This window comes from Croceicoccus bisphenolivorans (assembly GCF_001634625.1).
GTDB lineage: Bacteria > Pseudomonadota > Alphaproteobacteria > Sphingomonadales > Sphingomonadaceae > Croceicoccus > Croceicoccus bisphenolivorans.
In genome coordinates, this window is sequence record NZ_LRSE01000012.1 from 56,444 (window position 1) to 74,211 (window position 17,768).

Sequence of the window (17,768 nt, forward strand, 5' to 3'; positions counted from 1 at the left end):
GCCGTCGGCTACCTGATCCTCGCGTAATCAGCGCTCCCCATGCGGGTCGCTCAGGTGATCAACGCGTTCGCCAGCTTTTCCCGGATTGCACGCAGGCGCGCCTTCAGCAGCACGTCTTCTTTGCGTATCTCCTGAAGCGGTGCCGGGTTTTCGCCGGTACTTTCCTCCAAGGTCCGGACTGCACCACGCAACCGCTCGACCAGTTCGGGGGCCGGCGCAGCGCGTTCTTGTGCCGCAGTGTCGGGAGCGGGCTTGTTCGCCCCCTCCTCGATCGCCTTGACCGCTCCGCGAATGGTGTAGCCATCCTGGTTCAGCAGCCGGTCGATCGTCTGAAGGAGCACGATATCGTCAGGCCGGTAATATCGGCGCCCACCGCTGCGCTTTACCGGGCGCAGCATCGGGAACTGCTCTTCCCAATAGCGCAGCACGTGGGGCTTGATGTCGAGCGCGACCGAAACCTCGCCGATGGTGCGGAAAGCCTGTGGATCCTTGCCGTCTTCGAACAGGCTTTCCTGCATCCGTTCAACCGCCGCTGACGCGGTCCTTCAACATCTGGCTGGCACGGAAAGTCAGCACGCGGCGGGGCGTGATCGGCACTTCGACCCCAGTTTTCGGGTTGCGGCCGATGCGTTCCCCTTTGTCACGCAGAAGGAACGTGCCAAAGCCCGAAATCTTGACGTTTTCACCCTCTGCCATGGCATCGCACATCAGCCGAAGGATGGATTCCACCATCGTCAGCGAATCGGCGCGGCTAAGCCCGACCTTGTGATGGACCGTATCCGCAAGGTCGGCGCGAGTTAGTGTTCCGACAGAACGCATGGTTCCCTGTCCCCTAATTTGCCCCAATACCGCGACCCCGGATGCCATCTTAACACATCCGCGGCTTGCGCCAATCCCCGCACGGAAAAAACCCTGCTATTTGCAGGGTTTCGTCTCGTTTGTGACCACTTCGTAATATTTTGGATGCCAGTGTCAGGCGCGAAGCAGGCTGGCGCCCCATGTAAAGCCGCCGCCCATGGCTTCCAGCATGACCAGATCGCCGGGCTTGATCCGCCCGTCGCGCACCGCGACATCGTATGCAAGCGGGACCGAGGCGGCCGATGTATTGGCGTGAAGCTCGACCGTTTTGACCATGCGTTCGGCAGGCAGCCCCAGCTTCTTGGCCGTGGCATCAAGGATGCGGGCGTTCGCCTGATGCGGGACGACCCAGTCGATGTCTTCGGCCGCATATCCGGCTTCTTCCAGCACTTCGCCCAGCACACTGGCAAGATTGACGACGGCGTGGCGGAACACCTCCCGCCCCTTCATGCGAAGCTTGCCCACGGTCTGCGTCGTCGACGGTCCGCCATCGACATAGAGCAGGCAATTGTGTTCGCCGTCGGTGTGCAGCTTCGTCGCGATGACACCGGGCGCGGTCGCGGCTTCGGCAGCCGGAAACTCGCGCATCTCGATGACCATGGCACCGGCCCCGTCGCCGAACAGGACGCACGTGGTGCGATCTTCCCAGTCGAGGATGCGGCTGAATGTTTCGGCACCGATGACCAACGCGCGCTTGCCCATGCCGCGATGGAGCAGTGCATCTGCCGTGCCGAGTGCATAGAGAAAACCGGAGCAGACGGCGGCAACATCGAAAGCGAAGGCCGATTTGCAGCCCAGTTCGTGCTGCACCTTGCTGGCGGTCGACGGGAAGGTCTGGTCCGGAGTGGCCGTTGCCAGCACGATCACGTCGATATCGGCGGGCGTCAGACCAGCCGTTTCGATGGCCTTGCGGGCCGCATCGATGGCCAGCGAGGCCGTCGTCTCGCCCTCGCCCGCGATGTGACGCTGGCGGATGCCGGTGCGTTCGACGATCCATTCGTCGCTGGTGTCGACCTGGGCTGCCAGTTCGGCATTGGTGACGACCCGCTTGGGCAGAGCCGAACCCGAACCGAGCACGACCGTGCGGCGCAAGACATCGCTCATGCCGCTTCCCCTGCCGCAGGCGTATCGGTGCCGCGTGCAAGGTCGGCCGAAATGCGTTCGATCAGGTCTTCCTCCAGCAGCCGCGCGGTGACGGCCACGGCATTGGCCACGCCCTTGGCATTGGCGCTGCCGTGGCTTTTCACGACAATGCCGTTCAAACCAAGGAAGACCGCGCCGTTGTGATTGTTCGGGTCGAGATGGTGCTTGAGCAATTCGGTCGCCGGACGGCTCACGAGGAAACCGATCTTGGATCGCAGCGACGACTGGAAAGCCTCGCGCAGCAGGTCCGTCACGAATCGTGCCGCGCCTTCCACTGCCTTCAACGCGATATTGCCCGAAAATCCGTCGGTCACCACCACGTCGACTTCGCCGCGGTTGATCTTGTCCGCCTCGATGAAGCCGCCGAAAGACAGGGCCAGCCGCTGGTCTGCCGCGCGCAGCTTTTCAGAGGCGTCGCGAAGGGTCTCGGTGCCCTTGATTTCCTCTGTCCCGATGTTGAGCAGGCGCACGCGCGGTTCGGCAAGGCCGGTTGCGATGCGCGAATAGGCCGCGCCCATGATCGCGAACTGCACGAGGTTACGGGCGTCGCAATCGGTGTTCGCGCCAAGGTCGAGCATAACCATGTCGGTTTCGCCCAGCGTGGGCATCAGCGCCGCAAGCGCGGGGCGATCGATGCCGGGCATCGTGCGCAGCGAAAGCTTGGCCATCGCCATCAGCGCGCCGGTGTTGCCGGCAGAGACGGCGGCGCCAGCCTCACCCTTCTTCACCGCGTCGATGGCAAGGCCCATGCTGGTCTTGCGCGCGCGGCGCAGGGCCTGCGTCGGTTTTTCGTCACCAGAAACTTCTTCGGGTGCGTGGAGAATCTCCGACGCGCCGCGCATGTTCGGGTGATTGTCGAGGGCTCGCTTGATCCGATCCTCGTCCCCGACAAGCAGGAACTGGAATCGATCGTGGCGCCTGCGCGCAAGCGCGGCGCCTTCGATCATGGTCCGTACGCCATGATCGCCGCCCATCGCGTCGATTGCGATACGCGGCAAGCTCATGGTCTACTTCCTAGCAAGTGTCTGTACGGGCGATCAGAGCCCGACGGAAACGATCTCGCGCCCGTTGTAATGGCCGCATGCATCGCAAAGGTTGTGCGGGCGCTTCAGCTCGCCACAGTTCGGGCATTCGTGGAACGCCTCGACCTTGAGGGCATCATGTGCGCGACGCATACCGCGACGGGACGGCGAAACTTTTCTCTTGGGGACAGCCATTTCGGCACCTGTTCAATCAATAACGACGATCTTGCGAGCCGCCCTAGTCCAGCGTCCAGCCCGGCACAAGCCCACTAAGGGAGCCCGCCCGCGCTTTCGGCACATGGATGCGGCGAAGGCGCGCGCTATAGCGAATTTTCAGCAACGCGCAAGGGCCGCATCTACTGCTTGAGCGCCATATCCGCGACAAAGGGGTTCGTCTGCCTCTCCGCGCCGAACGTGCTGATCGGCCCATGCCCCGGAATGAACGTGACATCATCGCCCAGCGGCCACAGGCGCTGCGTGATCGAATCGATCAGCTGCTGGTGATTCCCCAGCGGAAAATCGGTGCGCCCGATCGAACCCTTGAACAATACGTCGCCCACGACCGCGAAATGGCTGGGCGCGTGATAGAACACGACATGGCCGGGCGTATGGCCGGGGCAGTGGATCACGTCGAGTTCCAGTTCGCCCACCGTCACCTTGTCACCATGGTGCAGCCAGCGGTCAGGCTCGAACGTATGCGCCTCCATCCCCCAGCGCGGGCCATCATCGTCAAGCTGCGCGATCCAGAAGCGGTCTTTCTCTTCCGGCCCCTCGATCGGGACGCCCATCTCCTCGGCCAGAACGCCGGCATTGCCGCAATGATCGAGATGGCCGTGGGTGACGAGGATCTTTTCCAGCGTCACGCCCGCCTTGGCGATGGCGTCCTTGATCCGCGGCAAGTCTCCGCCCGGATCGATGACGGCGGCCTTCATCGTCCTGGTGCACCAGATCAGCGAACAGTTCTGCTGCAAGGGCGTGACGGGCACGATGGCGGCGCGCATCGGGGGCTGGCCGGAGGAAGGCTGTGCTGTATCGGTCATGCGGGAGGATGTGGCGGGGGTGGCGGTGGAATGCAAGCCGATGGCGGCTGAAGAACCGGCTGCAAACGTCCGCCGGAAGTCCATTGACGGGCCTCGATCCCTGCCTGCTCTCACCGCGAGCGAAGCGACATGATATAAGCCGTCGCGATCTCGGCCTCGTCCTCTTCAAGCAGAATTGTCATCGCAAAGGGAACGTCGTGTCCGTCAAGAAAGAACTCGCGCAGCGTCCGGTGGTCGAACCCCATATCGTTCGCGACCGCCACGAAGCTTGGCGCCTGCGGATTGGGTGGTTCGGTTCCCGGTCGAACCGCATGGCAACCGCTACATTGCGCATCTACGAAGGAAAGCCCGCGCGCAATCTGCGATTTTTCGACGCTTGCGATGGCGGCGTCCGGAGTTGCAGCAGGGGCATCATCCACGGTCTGCGCGCAGGCGCACAGCGCAGCAGTGGTCAATGCAGCGAACGATCGAGACAACGGCATGACGAGCCTTTCCGAAGTCGGGGTGTAGACACGAAAGTACCCCACACCCTGCATGGTTGCCAATCTGGGTGTGCGACGTGGGGGATCAAGCCGGATGTCCCTTCCGGCCCGTAGCGGGCATTGCCGTCAAATCCGCCCGCCTTTCCAGACAACGCGCCCCAGCACCTCAACCTCATCCAACGGCACGTTCGCGTCCGACGGATAGGCCTTGTTGTCGGAAATCACCGAGACCTGCCCCTCCCGCTCAAACAGCAGGCGCTTGACCAGCAGGGTCCCGTCGCGCCGGATGACGTGAATGCCATCACGCAGCCGCCCTCCGAACTGGGTGTCGGCCCGCGCGACAAGGATCTCGTCCCCGTCGGACAGCGTCGGGTCCATCGAATCGCCCGCGACCGACAGCGCGGTCAGCGCGCTGGGCGTCAGCCCCATCTCGCGCAGCCAGCCTTCCGCAAAGCCGAGGTGCCCGACCGGCGCGTCATCCTCTGCCAGCGCGCCCGGCCCGGCCGATGCGCCCAGCGCCAGGCGCGGGATCGCGATCCAGCTTTTTCGCGGTGGTTTCGCAGGAGCGTAGGAATTATCCGCCGAATCGGGCGCCCCCAGTTCCGATTCTTCCACACCGAAGAACTGCGCCAGCGTCCGCCGATCGTTCTCTTCCAGCTTTCGCGGGCTTCCCTTCCTTATAAACTGTTGAAGGTATGTCGTATTCCTGCCGATCAATTTCGACAGGGCGGAAAGCGAGACGCCCCGCCCATCGGCCAGTTCGACAAGTCTGTCGCGTGCAGGATCGTTAACCATGCCCCGTTCCTACACGAAGGATTTTTCCTAGACAAGTAGGATTTGAATCGTCAGCAGAGGATTATTCCTACAGCGAATCAAACAGGAGGGTCGCCTTGTTGCTTCGGGAAATCGAAAAGTTCCTGCGCCGGACCGGAATGCCGGCAACCAAGTTCGGGCGTCTTGCCGTGCGCGATCCGCGCCTTGTGCTCGACATGCGCAATGGCCGCGAACCCCGCCGCCGCATGGTGATACGGGTGGAACATTTCATGAACACTTATGCCAGTTTCCAACACATGCCCCAGGAGTCCCTCAATGTTCGCTGACCAGTCCCCCGCCGCCAAAGGTGCCCGCATTGCGCGCCGCTCTGCGCCAGAGCGGATCGAGGCCGCCCTGCGCGCGCTTGCGTCGGGGCATGGCCAGATCATCGTTCATCGCGAGATTCCGTGGGCCAGCATCACTTTCGCGGGCGCACGCCACACCCTCTCCATGTCCTTTTCCGGCATGACGGCGGTTGAGGCGGGCGAACGCATGATCGCGCAGTTGCCCGACCACGAGTTCGTCATTCCCGGCCAGCTTGTCGCTGACGCGCAAGTGCTGGCAGTCGACCATGCAATGCTGCCGGAGCCGGTGATGCGCGTAGAGGTCGAGTTGCTGCTGCTTGAAGAGAGCTGACCTGCGTTCAATGGCATACCGGTGACAGGTCGATGTGGATGTGGCATCGGCCTGTCCGTGCGGATGCCACATCCGGCAAGGGGAATGCAGACCATCCATGATCGTACCCGGCACCGTCATCCGCGACAGTTTCCTGCCCGCCGGTCTTCATGGCGAACTGCTGGAATATGCCCTGTCGCAAGAGGACCGCTTCCGCCCCGCCTCGACAGCCGGCGTCGATGACGGTGTGGCAGAGGAAGGTTATCGCTGCGCCCTGGTGCACCGCGACGGCCTTGGCCCGATAAAGGACCGGTTCCGCGCCTGCGTCGCAGCGGTGCTACCCGAAATCTCGGCAACGCTCGGCACGCCGCCCCCCGAACGGCCTCTGTTCGAAATGGAGCTGGTCGCCCATCGCGACGGTGCCTTTTACAAGCGGCATATCGACACGCATACGCAAGGCACGGCTTCCCGGCGGGAGGGGGTCCGCATCCTCAGCCTTGTCTATTACTTCCACCGGCAGCCGCGGCATTTCACCGGCGGCGAGCTGGCGATATTTGCCTTCGGCCCGAACCCCGATCCGGTGCGTCTGGTCGAGGCGCGCGACAATCGCCTCACCTGCTTCTCCTCGATCGCCGTGCACGAGGTGATGCCGGTGTCGGTGGCGGGCAACGCATTCGCAGATGCGCGTTTTGCGGTGAACTGCTGGATCAACCGGGCTAAACCGGCTTCAGCCTAGTTCCGCGCCAAGGCGACGGGAGCTTTCGCGCCAACCCAGCGGGCCATGTCCACCGTGTTCGACACGCGATAGACCTGCCCGTGCGAGTTCAGGAACAGGCGCTCCATCTCGTCCCGCCGGAAGGGGCGGCTGCCAAGGCGGCCGAACACCGCGATCTGGCCACCGGTTTCGTCCACCCCGCGATCGCGGTCGAGCCCCTTGCTGAGCGCTAGTGCCGGCGAAGGCGTCTTGGCCCAGGCGATCAGCGTCGGCTTCGGTACCGGCGCAAAGCCATAGACGCCGGGCGTGCGTTCGAAGTCGGTCAGCTGCAGCACTTTCATCCCGTTCACGCCGTCCGCGACATAGGCAAATGCGCTGGCATTGGTGGAGCCGACGATCACGTCCTCTGCATCGGTCAGCGTGCCGCCGGCAGTGAACTTCTCCAGCACCGTGGGGCGACGCGGGGCGGTGATGTCGACGATCACCAGACCTTCGGACTTCGCCGCGACATAGGCGAATGTGCGGGCAAGATAGACGCGGCGCGCATCGGCCAGCGGCACGGTCGCGCCTGCCACGGGCTTGGGCTGTGCCAAGTCCGTCACGTCGAGCAGTTCCAGCCCGTTCGCGGTCGTCGCCCATAGGTAGCGGAACTGCACCGCCGTCGCGCGCGGATCATTCAGCGGCACGACGCTCGTCACCCTGGGATCGAGACAGGTTTCGCCCCCCTTCTTGGCGCTGACCTCGCACGGCGCCTTGAGCGACCATGGCTTGGGCAAGTGAACCGTCACCAGCGCGCGATCCGTCACGACATAGGCATAGTCGCCCGCCAGCGTGATGTGCCGCGCGCCCGTCAGCACGCCATCGGGGTTGAAGGTGAAGGCCCGCGACAGGAAGTTGTTGCGGAATTCGCCGTCAGCCATCGTGTCGACATTGACCGCGATCAGGCCTTCCTCGCTATCGGTGACGAAGGCGTAGGAATAGACCGGGCTGAACGGCTGTTCCTGGTTCGCACCGCGTAGTTCGGGCGTGTTGCGCGTCGGCGCGATCGCCTGATTGGTCGGGATCGCCATGCAGGTCGCGTTATTCGTCGTAACCCGCGTGTCATGGCCCAGCGGGCTGAACGGCGCGCTCGTGATGCTTTCCGAGAAGCCCTTGTTGCCGACCGACGCGATGTCATAGACCGAAAATCCGCCCTTGCCCTGCGCCACGAACATGTATTCGCCGCGCATCTGCAGGCACCGGACGGCATCGGGCGTCCCTTGCACGACATTGCGGAACAGCTCGCGCTGCTTCGTCTCGCCCGACAGGTTCGCGTCCGCAATCGGCCCGCGGGTCCATTCCTTCAGCTCGCGGCCGTTATCCTCGACATGGGCGCGCCAGTAATCGGGATAGGCATAGCGGTGCAGGTACGACCCGATCACCGCCTGCGGCTCGTCCCATTCGGTCACGCGGATCGCCTCGAACCCGCCTTCGAGGCCGGTGAATGCGTGAAGCCCGACAAAGTTCACGTAGTTCGTGCCGAGCAGGAGCAGCTGCGATAGAATCGCGTTGTTATCGTCCTCCTCGCTCACGTGACAGTCGGTGCACTGCTTCGTCTCGTTCTTGCGGACGGTGTGCGGGAAGTGCGGCGCGAACGCCTGTGACGAGTATCCGATCGCACTGATCGGCGGCTGCTGCACATAGATGCGTTCGCGGTTGATGTTGGTCGACGACAGGATCAGCGCCGAGGTCGAGCGGATCGGGGCGATGATGCCCTTGTCCGGTTCCTCGCCGCTAGCCTTCGTGGTCTGGTGGCGGCCCAGCTGGAACATCTGGTCGCGCGCGACTTGCGGGTTGTAGGTTGCGTAGTTGCGCGTGTCCTCACCCTCGTACTTGTGCATCGAGGACTTCCAGTTCGCCTCGATCGGCAAGTGGCAGCCCGCGCAGCTCGTCGTCCAGGCAAGGTGGCAGGTGAAGCACGCCATGTCGTCATCGTCATGCGCGCGGTCCGCCTTCGCGACGCCGGTGCCGAAGGTGTATTCGCCGGTTTCGGACGCCGACTTCGCCATCAACTTGGCGCGCGCGGCCTTGGGATTGAAGACCGGCTTGCCCAGCGTATCGGTCACGCCCTGCCAGCGCGCATCGACCGAATCCTTCACGAGGCTGACCTGCCATTCGAGATCGGGGTCGATGATCGAACGCTGGATCAGCACCTTGCGCCCGCTGGCGTCGGAGAACCACTCGAAACGCGGCTTGCCGTCCATGTTGCGCAGCAGGGCCAGGTTGTGCCCTTCGGGCGGCGCGGCCATGTTGCTGGTCTTAAGAGTCGGATAGGCATCGGCCGTGCCGTGGCAGTCCTTGCACCCGATCTCGACCGCATTGGCGACTTCGCCGTAGATCAGGCCCGAACCGTGGCTGTCCTGCGCGAAGTGGCAGTCGGCGCACTGCATTCCCTTTTCGGCGTGGATGTCCATCATGTGGACCGACTTGCCCGGATTGTCGCCGGCGGGGACGAACTTACCCTCGCCCGCCTTGCGCCATTTCTCGGGGTCGCTTTCGTCCACGATATGCGCGGTGTCGGTGCCATAGCTTGACATGTCGCCATCAGCATCGAGCAGGTTCCCGCGCCGGTCGCGCTTCAGGATCGCGCGGAAGTTCCAGCCGTGGCCGTGGTAATCGGCGAACTGCGTATCCTCGTTCGTCTCGTTGAGGTCATAGACGTTGCGCAGGAACTCGACATCGCGCCACAGACCCGAGGGCGATGCGCCTTCGGGGTTGCGGTCCAGCACTTCGCGCTTCTCCTTCGCGGTCGGGTAATACTGCTGCTTGAACAGCGCCGCATAGTCCTCGTCGCCCATGCCCTCGGGGCGCGGGGCGGTGTTTTCCGGCCCCGGCCACATCTGCGGCGCATCGCTTTCATAGTCCCACATCGTGTAGCCGAGGTAGGTGTTCAGGAAGATGTTCGGCTGGTGCATGTGGCAGTTCATGCACTGCGCGGTCGGGATGGCGCGGGTGAAAGTATGCGCCAGCGGGTGTCCACGCTCACGCTCGTTGAAGGGGACCGGTCCGGACTGACCCACTGCCTTCTGGCCATGTTCGTCGAGGCCAGCGGCGGCATGGGCTTCGGCCTTGTCCATCGCGTGGGCCTTGGCCGTGCCGTGCGGGGCGACGCCTTCTGCCGGGCCGAAAGCGACCTGCTGCGCGGACATCGTGGCGGCGCGGCAATCGGCCTCGCTCGCACCTTCCTTGCCCGTGTAGCCCTTCGCGCCGTGATGCGTGTCGAGCACCGAGCCCTGCACCTTGCCGTGCGCCTCGTGCTCTGCCGCGTCGTAAGTGCCGTATGCGCCTTCCAGATGGCGGCCTTCGCGCAGGGAATTGATCGTCGGGTCCGCCGTCACCGTCTGCCCGTCGCGCCCGCACTGGGCATAGTTCATCGAGTGGCGCGGTTCGCGGTCGTTCGCGTAGATCACGTGGCACGCCGCGCAGCCGGAAGAGCGATAGTCGCCAGGCTGGTCGTTCGTGCCCATCTGGTAGAGGAACGGGTCGTTGAGACGCGTCTTGTGGATGTTCAGCACCGGGATCGCCACGCGAAGCCCGGTCGAAGGGCCGCGGTTCGACTGCTTGAGATCGGGCCGTCCCGGCTCCTCAAGTCGCTGGATCAGGCCGGTCGGATTGGGCAGGCCGATTTCGGGGAACTGCGGGTTGATCGTGCGGCCGCCATCCTCGAACACGCGGAAAATGTCGCCCGGCGGCACCGTCGTCCACATCGGCAGCGGATAGAGCACGGGCAGCGCGCCTCGCGCCTTTTCCTCTTCCGTCACCGTGCCCCACATCGGCTTGCCATCGGGGCCGATCTCGCGGCTGGCGCTTTTCAGCAGGGCAGGCTCACCGTCGCGGGTGTAGCTTTCGCCGAAGATGTAGTTCTTGAACGGCACGATTCCGTTGTTGTAGGCGGCCCCGCCCCACAGCATCGCGCCGGTCGACATCAGGCTGCGCTCCGACGCCTCGATGATCTCGATATGGCAGGCGCCGCAGGCATCGCGCACCACGCGGTAATCGGACGGGTTCACGAAGCGGACGAATTCCGGGCTTTCCTTGGCCAGCAGCGCATAGGATCGTTCGGGGTTCGCGCTCGACGGCCAGTTCCAGCCGGCGGGATATTTCGGCAGGACGTGCGCGGCCTTCATCGCGGCCATGTAGTCGATGCCGTCGTGCGGCCATTCGGGCGCGGCCTGGATCGCGGAATCGCCGCCGTGGCAGTTCGTGCAGCTCAGCACGACGGCGGGGCTGGCGTGCATAGTCTTGTGATCACTGGCGGTGTGGCACGACACGCATCCGGTATTCTGCTGATCGACGTAAGCCCAGTTCTCGGCCAGCGTGTCGCCCGGCTGCCCCTTGGGCGCGGGCGCGGCGCGGGTGTGCTTCACGTCCTGCGGCGTCTCTCCGCCCGCGGCCATGAGCGCAGCGGGCAGCAGGATTGCCGCGAGGATCAGGATGAGCCGACCCAAAAGGGGATGGGCGCGGCTGGTATGCATGGTGGCGGCCATCAGAAAGCAAACGTCGCGTTGGCGAGGACCGAATAGAACCTGTCATCGCGGCCCCGCGCCACGAAAAGGTCGCCGAAGCCGTCCGACGGATCGAACACCGCGCCCGACAGGCGGATCACCGCGTTCTGGTTCGCCCAGGGGCGCCAGATGCCCGCGATCGACACGTCATGCCCGATTGCCTTGGGGATCGAGCCTTCGGAGCGCAGGACCTGCACGACTTCGGTGCTGTCGAACCACAAGTGGTTCCAGTTGGCTGAAACGCGGATGTCGGGCGTCAGGTCGGCATCGATCCCTGCGCCCAGCAGTACCGTGCCCGGATTGTTGAAGTTCGATTGCCCCTGCTCCTTGCTGGACCGTAGCGAGTTCAGGATGCCGTTGCGCCCGTTGACCGCGACGGCGCGCCCGCCTCCCGCAAAGGGGATGGTCTGGCGGATCCAGTAGGACGTGTCGGCCCCTGCGAAGACGGGATTTTCGAAGATCGCGTCGAAGCCGGTCTCCTTGCCATCGTAAGGATCGCTGTCGCCGCTGGCATAGAGGCCCGAGAGGCGGAAACGCAGCCAGTCGACGTCGTAGCTTGCCTCTGCCGCGGCGAAGAACGCCTGAATTTTCGAGGCATCGTCGGTGAAGATGTCGTCCCGATCCTCGCCGAAAGCGCCATAAAGCTGCGTCGTCACGTTCACGCGGCCGAAGTGCCCGTCCATGGCATGGCCGACGTAGAGGACGTCGTAGTCCCGCCCGCGAAGGTTGCCCAGCAGCGCGGGCCGCACCGGAAAGCCGTTCTTGTCGACCTCGATATCGCCCGCCTCGCGGTTCATGTTGTAGGTCAGCGAAAGCTGGCTCGTCATGCCGACGACGGGAAAATCCTGCCGGTAGACGTTCGCGGTGAAAACGTAATCGTCACGCAGGCTCTGCGTAATGTCGTTGAGGCCCGAGTTCGTGTCCTTTTCGACGCGCCAGAACGCGGCGGCATTGAATTGCCAGCGATTGTTGTCGCGATTGCCGAAGAAACGGATGCCCAACTGGTTGTCCTGGAACAGGAAACCGCGAAAATCCGACTGCCACGGCTGAATGCCTGCGCGGACCGAGAAAAAGTCGTAGCGCTTCGAATCGAAGCGGCCGATGTGGTAATCGACGAAGGCTTCCTGCAGCCCGATGAAGAAGTCGTGCCGCTCGCTGTCCTCGCTCGGCTCGACCTCGAGCACGCGGCGTTCGGGTACGTCGACATAGTTGTACTGGCCCGCCACAGTGACGCGGTATTCCACCGTCGGCGGCTTGAACGCGGTCATGCCCTTCAGCAGCGAAACACCCGCAATGAATGTCTGTGCGAGCACGAGGCTGTCGCTGCGTCCGAACACGTCGAGGCTGTCGGGCCGGTCCGTCGTCTGCACGCCGACCGGAATGGGGAAGCTGCGCGGTTCGACCACCGTGTCCGAGATACCCGTCAGGATCAGGTACCAGTCGTCACCTTTCAGGAAGCCGGGGCGCTTGTCGCCCAGCGGGTGATCGCCCTTAAGCAGGTTGTGGTGAAAGGGATCGAGCTTCGAATGGCACATCGCCGCGAGGTTCGGGTAGAGTGCGTAAATCGAATTATCGCCGCCCTTTGGGCACAGCGAAGAGGTAATCCGCGCGCGATCGGGCAGCGCGACGTCGAGCGTAAGGTCGCCTTCCGAGCCATCGTATTTGCGATAGAACGCTTCGGGAGGCGGAGCGCGAACGGCACCGTCGTTTTCCTGCACTATCCTTTCGGGAAGATCAGCCGGCACGCCGGGGCGGCGGCGATCGTCGATCGGCACCTCCTCCGCATCCTGCAAGACCGGATCCTGCACCGGAGCCACGGCTTCGGGTTCTGCCTGTGCCGCCATCAAGGCAAGCGGAAGGATCGTGGTCGCAAGGCCCATCATAGCCCCTCGCAGACGTTTTGTTCGTTCGTATCGAGGAACGGCGCGAACGGGCACGAGATATAGCGTAGCCGCACGCTCGCATCGCCAAGGTCCACCACGATCCGGTCGGCGCGCATCTCCTTCGGCGCATTGCCGAACGTGCCCAGCCGTTCGCCTGCATTGTGCGTACCGAGGAAGCTGATCATGTCGTCCTGATCGATGCCGTCGCCCGAAACGCCGATCCCGCCGACCAGCACGCCGTCGCGGTAAACCGGAACGGAGCCGGGGAATATCTGGATGCCGTTGGCCACGCGCACCTGCCCCGTGGGCGACGCCGGAATGCCGCTGCACTGGCGCGGGGTATCGGCGTTCATACCCAGCACGAAGCCGACATGCTGCAACAGGTTGCCCGCTATCAGCTGAACCTGAAGGCCCGTGGCGAAAGGATTGAAATCCTCGATCGGACGGCTGAACGGTCCGTGCGGTCGACCCAGTTCGCCATCGGGGAAATAGGGCCGCGAAAGGTTGCCGCCGCTGCGGTCGGCAAACGCGAACGTGCCCGTCAATGCATTCGGGTCGCCAAGGAAATCGCGTACCGCCTGCACAAAGGGCGCGCTGGCAGGGTTGGCCAGCATCTGCGCACCGGCAACGGGGTTGGAAAAGAACGTCGCCGTGCGCGCCTTCTGCAACGACACGTCAGTGCCGAAGATCGGCGCATCGGGGCTGCGCACGACGCCCAGCACTTCGCCATATGTGTCGACGAGGCTGATCGAGACTTGCGCCCGGCTGTCGAGCGGGCGGCGGATCTGCGCGCGGGCGCGGCTCATCACCGCAAACGCTTCTTCAAGGATCGCGCGCGCCTCCGCCTGCGTAAGGGGCTGGGCATGAGCGGCCCCGTCTGTCGCGGCGCGCACGGGGAAGCGGTTGGTGCCCGCTCCGTCGGTCAGGACAAAGGCATCCTCGTTCGTGAATTCGGCCATGCTGGCGCGGCGGATGCCGGAGCTTTCGGTGCCGTATGCCGTGCCCGCAATCAGCGTGCCATCAGTATATCCGTTGATCGCGATCAGCGCGCCAGCCACGCCGTTGATGGCGGCGAAATTGCTCTGAAGCGCGGCAAGATTGGCGACCTTGGCGTCGGAAAACCGCAGTGTCGTACCGTCCACCGTGATCCGGTTGGCAAGGATGTTCTCCGGCGGGGCAAAGCCCTGCATCGCGGCCAGAGCGATATATTCCTCGGCATCGGTATCGACGTCGAGCACGTTGGGATCGAGGCCATAGTCCCCGTCGCCCATCACGCCGACACCGCCCACGACGACGCCGTTCTTGTAGAGCGGAAAACCGCCCGGATCGGCGGCAAGGCCGAGCGGCGACCGCTTCGGCCCGATCAGGCCGTCGGACGCGCGCGCAACAAGGTCCGAACAGGGCAATTGCGAGAACTGCACCCCGAACAGCGGTCCCGATTCCAGCCCCGGCGTCGTCGGCGCGGGCGGGAAGTGTTCCTGCACGATCATGCTCGCCGTGCGCGACGAAAACGCGTTGCCGCCGCTGGACAGGTAAGCGCCGGTGATGGCCTTGGCGATCGCGCCCGCGGCCGAGGGAACGGTCAGGCCCTGCGCGTCGATCGGCGGGCTGTTCTGCGCGTTCAGGAACGGGATGAACGCGCTGGTCACCGTATCGTCGTTCGCGCCGTTCATGCGGAACACGGCAAGCACGTTGCCGACGCGGTCGACCACCGCGATCGTGCTGGGCAGGCCCCTCGCCTGCGCTTCGCCCACGGCCTGCGCGATGATCTGCTGAACGTCGGTGGCCGACAACGATTCCTGCGCCGGATCGGAATAGAGTCTGCCGCTGACAGGCGAAGACGAGGGCGTCGGCGTCACGCCGCCCACCGAATTGCCATCCCCGCCCCCGCCGCAACCCGACAGCGCCAGCGAGAAGGCTGCAAGGACCGGCAAAGTTGCCGTGATCCGGCCTGTCGCCATCAACGCATACCCTTGATGGCGCGCACGGCGCTGGACAGCGCGGCGCGGAAGGCCAGCGGATCGAAGCTGTTCGGTTCCTTCACGGCGGCATAGGCACGATTGATGTCGAGCCGCAGCGACGACGCCTGCGCCTGGCTGACCGCCCCTTGCGTGACGAGGCCCGACAGCAGCGTATCCATTGCCATGACGGACTGCACCGCCCCTTCGTAATCGGTGTAGCGCACCGCAACCGCTTCGCTGGCAATGGCATCCAGCATCGCAAAACCCTGACGATCGGTGAAGGCAGAGCCTGCAAACCGTGTCGACAGCGCCTTAGCGGTGGACCGCATCTTCGCCGCTTCCAGCACCGCCTGTTCCCGCCCTTGCGTCATCGCGCCGTGAAACGCCCTGACCTGCCCGTCGTATGCACCGGCCATATCGGGGGCAAGGACACGCACCGCGGCGGCAAGCATAATCATGTTCTCGTCGTTATAGGGCGGATAACCCGGCGGAATCGGGCGGAACGGGTTCGCCACTTTTGTCGCGCGGGCATCTGCGCCGTCGTAAATGCGGCGATGGCACGAGTGGCAGTCGAAGAAATAGAATTCGGGGAACATGCCGTCATTGGCCAGACCCGGCTTTTCGAACAGGGAGAGCGAGCGGTTCAGCGACTCTGCCTGTCCCACCGCCCACGTGCGCAGGGCATTGGGCCGACCCTTGCGCTCAACATAGTCGGCATCGACGTTCCAGTGCTGTTGCAGGGTGGAAAACAGGTCCAGCTCGAACGAAACACGCGGATGGCCCGCCCCCATGATGCGGTGGTGCACGAACTGCCCCTCGGCCGTGCCACCGAAGTGGCAATCGAGGCAGACACCCGCCCGCACTTGCGGGTCGGCAAGGTCGGTCATGCCCTGCGATACATTGCGCTCGTGGCTCGTACCCACGGTGTAGTGCCCGGCGATCCAGCCGCCGGCATCGCCGTGGCAAGCCTCGCACCCCACGCCGTCCTCTACGCGGGAGGCACCCGGTTCGGCATGGCAGCCAAGGCATTCGCGCGCGACTCCGGCAGAATCGAGGCCGAGCCGGCGGACGATGGCCTGTCCGCGCGGCTGGTACACCGCGCGATAGGCGCGCGAATGCGCCCCGGTTGGCGAGGATTCCTCCTGCCACATCTGCAGTTCGTCCTGCCGGACGGGGACTCCATCGCCCAGCGAGCGGCCATGGCAGGTCGAACCCGCACAGCTTGCCACGCCAAGGTGGCGCTTCATGCTGTCGGCATGACTGGCCTGCGCCTCTGCAGGTTCGGCGGCGACCAGGAAGCTGGCCCCCAACGCGCCCGACGCCATGAACACGCAAGCGAGAATCGCGAAGAGCGTGGCACGAGACAGGCCGATCCTTTCGGCCATGTGCGCCAGTCGTGCAGCAGTGTCTGCCACGCCAATTCCCCCACTCGGATGCCGCGACTTTCGCGGAACCTTCCCTGCCCGCAGGCAACCTAGCTTGCACCGCGCCGAACTTTCAACCCGCGCGCGACAATTTAACCCGCCTGATCACCATGTTGGGCACGGTTCGGATCGGTATGGCGCACGGATACCATACCCTTGCCTACACCCGCTTGGTGAAAGAGCCGTTGCGCGAGACACAACCTGATTTCTGGAACTCATCCTTAATGCGTGCTTTGGTTATAACAATGACACAGCGCACATGGGACATGGGACTGGGCCGCCACGGCTCACCCTCGGGGCTTTCGCCAAAAGACTGGCTTTCGGTTGCCAAGGGCGGCTGGGCACGAAGCAGCGAACACAACATGGGACTGATCGCGGCGGGCGTCGCGTTCTACCTGTTCCTCGCGATGGTGCCGCTGCTGGCCGCGATGGTCATGCTTTACGGCATACTGGCCGACCCCGGGACGGTGGCGCGGCATGTCGCGGCGCTTTCCGAAAGCCTGCCGCCTTCTGCCGCCGCGATCATCAAGGGGCAGCTGGAATCGGTTGTCGAAACCTCCGACTCGGCCAAGGGATTCGGACTGGCCATCGCGCTTGCCCTTGCCCTGTTCGGTGCGCGCAACGGGGCGGGATCGATGATGATCGCGCTCAATGTCGCATTCGAATGCCCCGAAGAACGCAATTTCGTGAAGAAGAACGCCGTCGCGCTGGCAATCACATTCGGAGGAGCGACAGCATCAGCCGTGCTTTTCGCGGGGCTTGGCGCCTTCAGCGCGCTGGAAGCGCTGGTCGCGCCGGGCAATGCCGTGATGGCAATGCTGGGGCATGTGCTGACGTGGGCGATCCTGATCCTCGCGATGGCGAGTGCGTTCGCGCTGCTCTTCAAATATGGGCCCGCCTGCCAGAACGTATCGCTGCGCTGGCTGTCGCCCGGATCGATTCTGGCGGCCGTGATGGCCACGCTGCTCACGTTTGCCTTCAGCTTCTACGTTTCCAGCTTCGGCAACTACAACGCGACTTATGGCGCATTGGGCGGGGTCGTTGTGCTGCTGACATGGCTGTGGCTGACGAGTTACGTGATCCTGATCGGGGCGGAGTGCGATGTCGCTCTTATCGAACGCCCTGACACTCCGGATATTCCCACAGTTTGATCGGCTCGAGGCCGTCACGGGAATAAATCCCGTGACGTCGAACGGGCCTTGCGGCCCGCCGGCCGGCCTTGGCTGATCTCGCTTCGAATCTGCGGGTCGCGGTGCGCCCCTTGCTTC

At 64.2% G+C, this 17,768-nt stretch carries 16 protein-coding genes; 4 read left to right on the forward strand and 12 right to left on the reverse strand.

All coding sequences use genetic code 11. The features are described from left to right. Positions 1–50 precede the first annotated feature (50 nt). From A7A77_RS13035 to A7A77_RS13070, 8 genes are all read right to left on the reverse strand, one after another. Entirely contained in the window at positions 51–518 is a 468-nt protein-coding gene (locus tag A7A77_RS13035) for a MerR family transcriptional regulator (RefSeq protein ID WP_066558947.1), read from the reverse strand. Positions 519–522: 4 nt separating this feature from the next. Next, positions 523–819, reverse strand: coding sequence for an integration host factor subunit alpha (locus tag A7A77_RS13040; protein ID WP_066558949.1), 297 nt, complete (start codon positions 817–819; stop codon positions 523–525). A gap of 153 nt (positions 820–972) precedes the next feature. After that, the gene (locus A7A77_RS13045; RefSeq protein ID WP_066558951.1) at positions 973–1,962 is read right to left on the reverse strand and encodes a beta-ketoacyl-ACP synthase III; all 990 of its coding nucleotides are present in this window, start codon (positions 1,960–1,962) and stop codon (positions 973–975) included. Continuing rightward, the gene (gene plsX, locus A7A77_RS13050; protein ID WP_066558960.1) at positions 1,959–3,005 is read right to left on the reverse strand and encodes a phosphate acyltransferase PlsX; all 1,047 of its coding nucleotides are present in this window, start codon (positions 3,003–3,005) and stop codon (positions 1,959–1,961) included. Before plsX ends, A7A77_RS13045 begins: the two co-directional genes overlap by 4 nt. Positions 3,006–3,038: 33 nt before the next feature. Next, positions 3,039–3,218 (reverse strand): 50S ribosomal protein L32, encoded by a 180-nt coding sequence (gene rpmF / locus A7A77_RS13055; RefSeq protein WP_066558963.1) that lies wholly within the window; start codon positions 3,216–3,218, stop codon positions 3,039–3,041. 161 nt (positions 3,219–3,379) lie between these two features. Further along, the gene (locus A7A77_RS13060) at positions 3,380–4,063 is read right to left on the reverse strand and encodes an MBL fold metallo-hydrolase (RefSeq protein WP_066558965.1); all 684 of its coding nucleotides are present in this window, start codon (positions 4,061–4,063) and stop codon (positions 3,380–3,382) included. A gap of 110 nt (positions 4,064–4,173) precedes the next feature. Continuing rightward, entirely contained in the window at positions 4,174–4,608 is a 435-nt protein-coding gene (locus A7A77_RS13065; RefSeq protein ID WP_156500564.1) for a cytochrome c, read from the reverse strand. A 63-nt stretch (positions 4,609–4,671) separates the two neighbouring features. Then, positions 4,672–5,340, reverse strand: coding sequence for a S24 family peptidase (locus A7A77_RS13070; RefSeq protein WP_066558971.1), 669 nt, complete (start codon positions 5,338–5,340; stop codon positions 4,672–4,674). 95 nt (positions 5,341–5,435) lie between these two features. Here A7A77_RS13070 and A7A77_RS13075 point away from each other — a divergent pair, with 95 nt between their 5' ends. The 3 genes from A7A77_RS13075 (at position 5,436) to A7A77_RS13085 (ending at position 6,709) form a co-directional block, all read left to right on the forward strand. Beyond that, positions 5,436–5,645 (forward strand): hypothetical protein, encoded by a 210-nt coding sequence (locus tag A7A77_RS13075; protein WP_066558973.1) that lies wholly within the window; start codon positions 5,436–5,438, stop codon positions 5,643–5,645. Next, positions 5,635–5,994, forward strand: coding sequence for a hypothetical protein (locus A7A77_RS13080; RefSeq protein ID WP_066558975.1), 360 nt, complete (start codon positions 5,635–5,637; stop codon positions 5,992–5,994). Before A7A77_RS13075 ends, A7A77_RS13080 begins: the two co-directional genes overlap by 11 nt. Before the next feature lie 97 nt (positions 5,995–6,091). After that, on the forward strand, positions 6,092–6,709 hold the full coding sequence (locus A7A77_RS13085) for a 2OG-Fe(II) oxygenase (protein ID WP_066558979.1): 618 nt from the start codon (positions 6,092–6,094) through the stop codon (positions 6,707–6,709). On the opposite strand, the gene A7A77_RS13090 is transcribed toward A7A77_RS13085, so the two are convergent. Genes A7A77_RS13090 through A7A77_RS13105 form a run of 4 tightly spaced genes read right to left on the reverse strand, consistent with a single transcriptional unit; the run spans position 6,706 to position 16,491 of the window. Continuing rightward, positions 6,706–11,214, reverse strand: coding sequence for a hypothetical protein (locus tag A7A77_RS13090; protein WP_066558982.1), 4,509 nt, complete (start codon positions 11,212–11,214; stop codon positions 6,706–6,708). The two genes, A7A77_RS13085 and A7A77_RS13090, sit on opposite strands and share 4 nt — an antisense overlap. Beyond that, a complete protein-coding gene (locus A7A77_RS13095) occupies positions 11,214–13,112 on the reverse strand; it encodes a hypothetical protein (RefSeq protein ID WP_066558985.1) in 1,899 nt (632 codons plus the stop codon). The genes A7A77_RS13090 and A7A77_RS13095 overlap by 1 nt, the downstream gene beginning before the upstream one ends. Continuing rightward, positions 13,112–15,076, reverse strand: a complete 1,965-nt coding sequence (locus A7A77_RS13100; protein ID WP_066558987.1) for a heme-binding protein — start codon at positions 15,074–15,076, stop codon at positions 13,112–13,114. Before A7A77_RS13100 ends, A7A77_RS13095 begins: the two co-directional genes overlap by 1 nt. Then, positions 15,076–16,491 (reverse strand): multiheme c-type cytochrome, encoded by a 1,416-nt coding sequence (locus A7A77_RS13105; RefSeq protein ID WP_245638482.1) that lies wholly within the window; start codon positions 16,489–16,491, stop codon positions 15,076–15,078. Before A7A77_RS13105 ends, A7A77_RS13100 begins: the two co-directional genes overlap by 1 nt. 254 nt (positions 16,492–16,745) lie before the next feature. Here A7A77_RS13105 and A7A77_RS13110 point away from each other — a divergent pair, with 254 nt between their 5' ends. Then, a complete protein-coding gene (locus tag A7A77_RS13110) occupies positions 16,746–17,651 on the forward strand; it encodes a YihY/virulence factor BrkB family protein (protein WP_245638483.1) in 906 nt (301 codons plus the stop codon). Positions 17,652–17,768: the final 117 nt, after the last annotated feature.

What these genes read in the sequence shown, in the direction of transcription:
- A7A77_RS13040 (WP_066558949.1), bottom strand. Translation starts at nt 819, where the DNA reads ATGCGTTCTGTCGGAACACTAACTCGCGCCGACCTTGCGGATACGGTC.
- A7A77_RS13085 (WP_066558979.1), top strand. Translation starts at nt 6,092, where the DNA reads ATGATCGTACCCGGCACCGTCATCCGCGACAGTTTCCTGCCCGCCGGT.
- A7A77_RS13100 (WP_066558987.1), bottom strand. Translation starts at nt 15,076, where the DNA reads ATGGCGACAGGCCGGATCACGGCAACTTTGCCGGTCCTTGCAGCCTTC.
- A7A77_RS13090 (WP_066558982.1), bottom strand. Translation starts at nt 11,214, where the DNA reads ATGGCCGCCACCATGCATACCAGCCGCGCCCATCCCCTTTTGGGTCGG.
- A7A77_RS13080 (WP_066558975.1), top strand. Translation starts at nt 5,635, where the DNA reads ATGTTCGCTGACCAGTCCCCCGCCGCCAAAGGTGCCCGCATTGCGCGC.
- A7A77_RS13035 (WP_066558947.1), bottom strand. Translation starts at nt 518, where the DNA reads ATGCAGGAAAGCCTGTTCGAAGACGGCAAGGATCCACAGGCTTTCCGC.
- A7A77_RS13095 (WP_066558985.1), bottom strand. Translation starts at nt 13,112, where the DNA reads ATGGGCCTTGCGACCACGATCCTTCCGCTTGCCTTGATGGCGGCACAG.
- plsX (WP_066558960.1), bottom strand. Translation starts at nt 3,005, where the DNA reads ATGAGCTTGCCGCGTATCGCAATCGACGCGATGGGCGGCGATCATGGC.
- A7A77_RS13070 (WP_066558971.1), bottom strand. Translation starts at nt 5,340, where the DNA reads ATGGTTAACGATCCTGCACGCGACAGACTTGTCGAACTGGCCGATGGG.
- rpmF (WP_066558963.1), bottom strand. Translation starts at nt 3,218, where the DNA reads ATGGCTGTCCCCAAGAGAAAAGTTTCGCCGTCCCGTCGCGGTATGCGT.
- A7A77_RS13045 (WP_066558951.1), bottom strand. Translation starts at nt 1,962, where the DNA reads ATGAGCGATGTCTTGCGCCGCACGGTCGTGCTCGGTTCGGGTTCGGCT.
- A7A77_RS13060 (WP_066558965.1), bottom strand. Translation starts at nt 4,063, where the DNA reads ATGACCGATACAGCACAGCCTTCCTCCGGCCAGCCCCCGATGCGCGCC.
- A7A77_RS13110 (WP_245638483.1), top strand. Translation starts at nt 16,746, where the DNA reads ATGACACAGCGCACATGGGACATGGGACTGGGCCGCCACGGCTCACCC.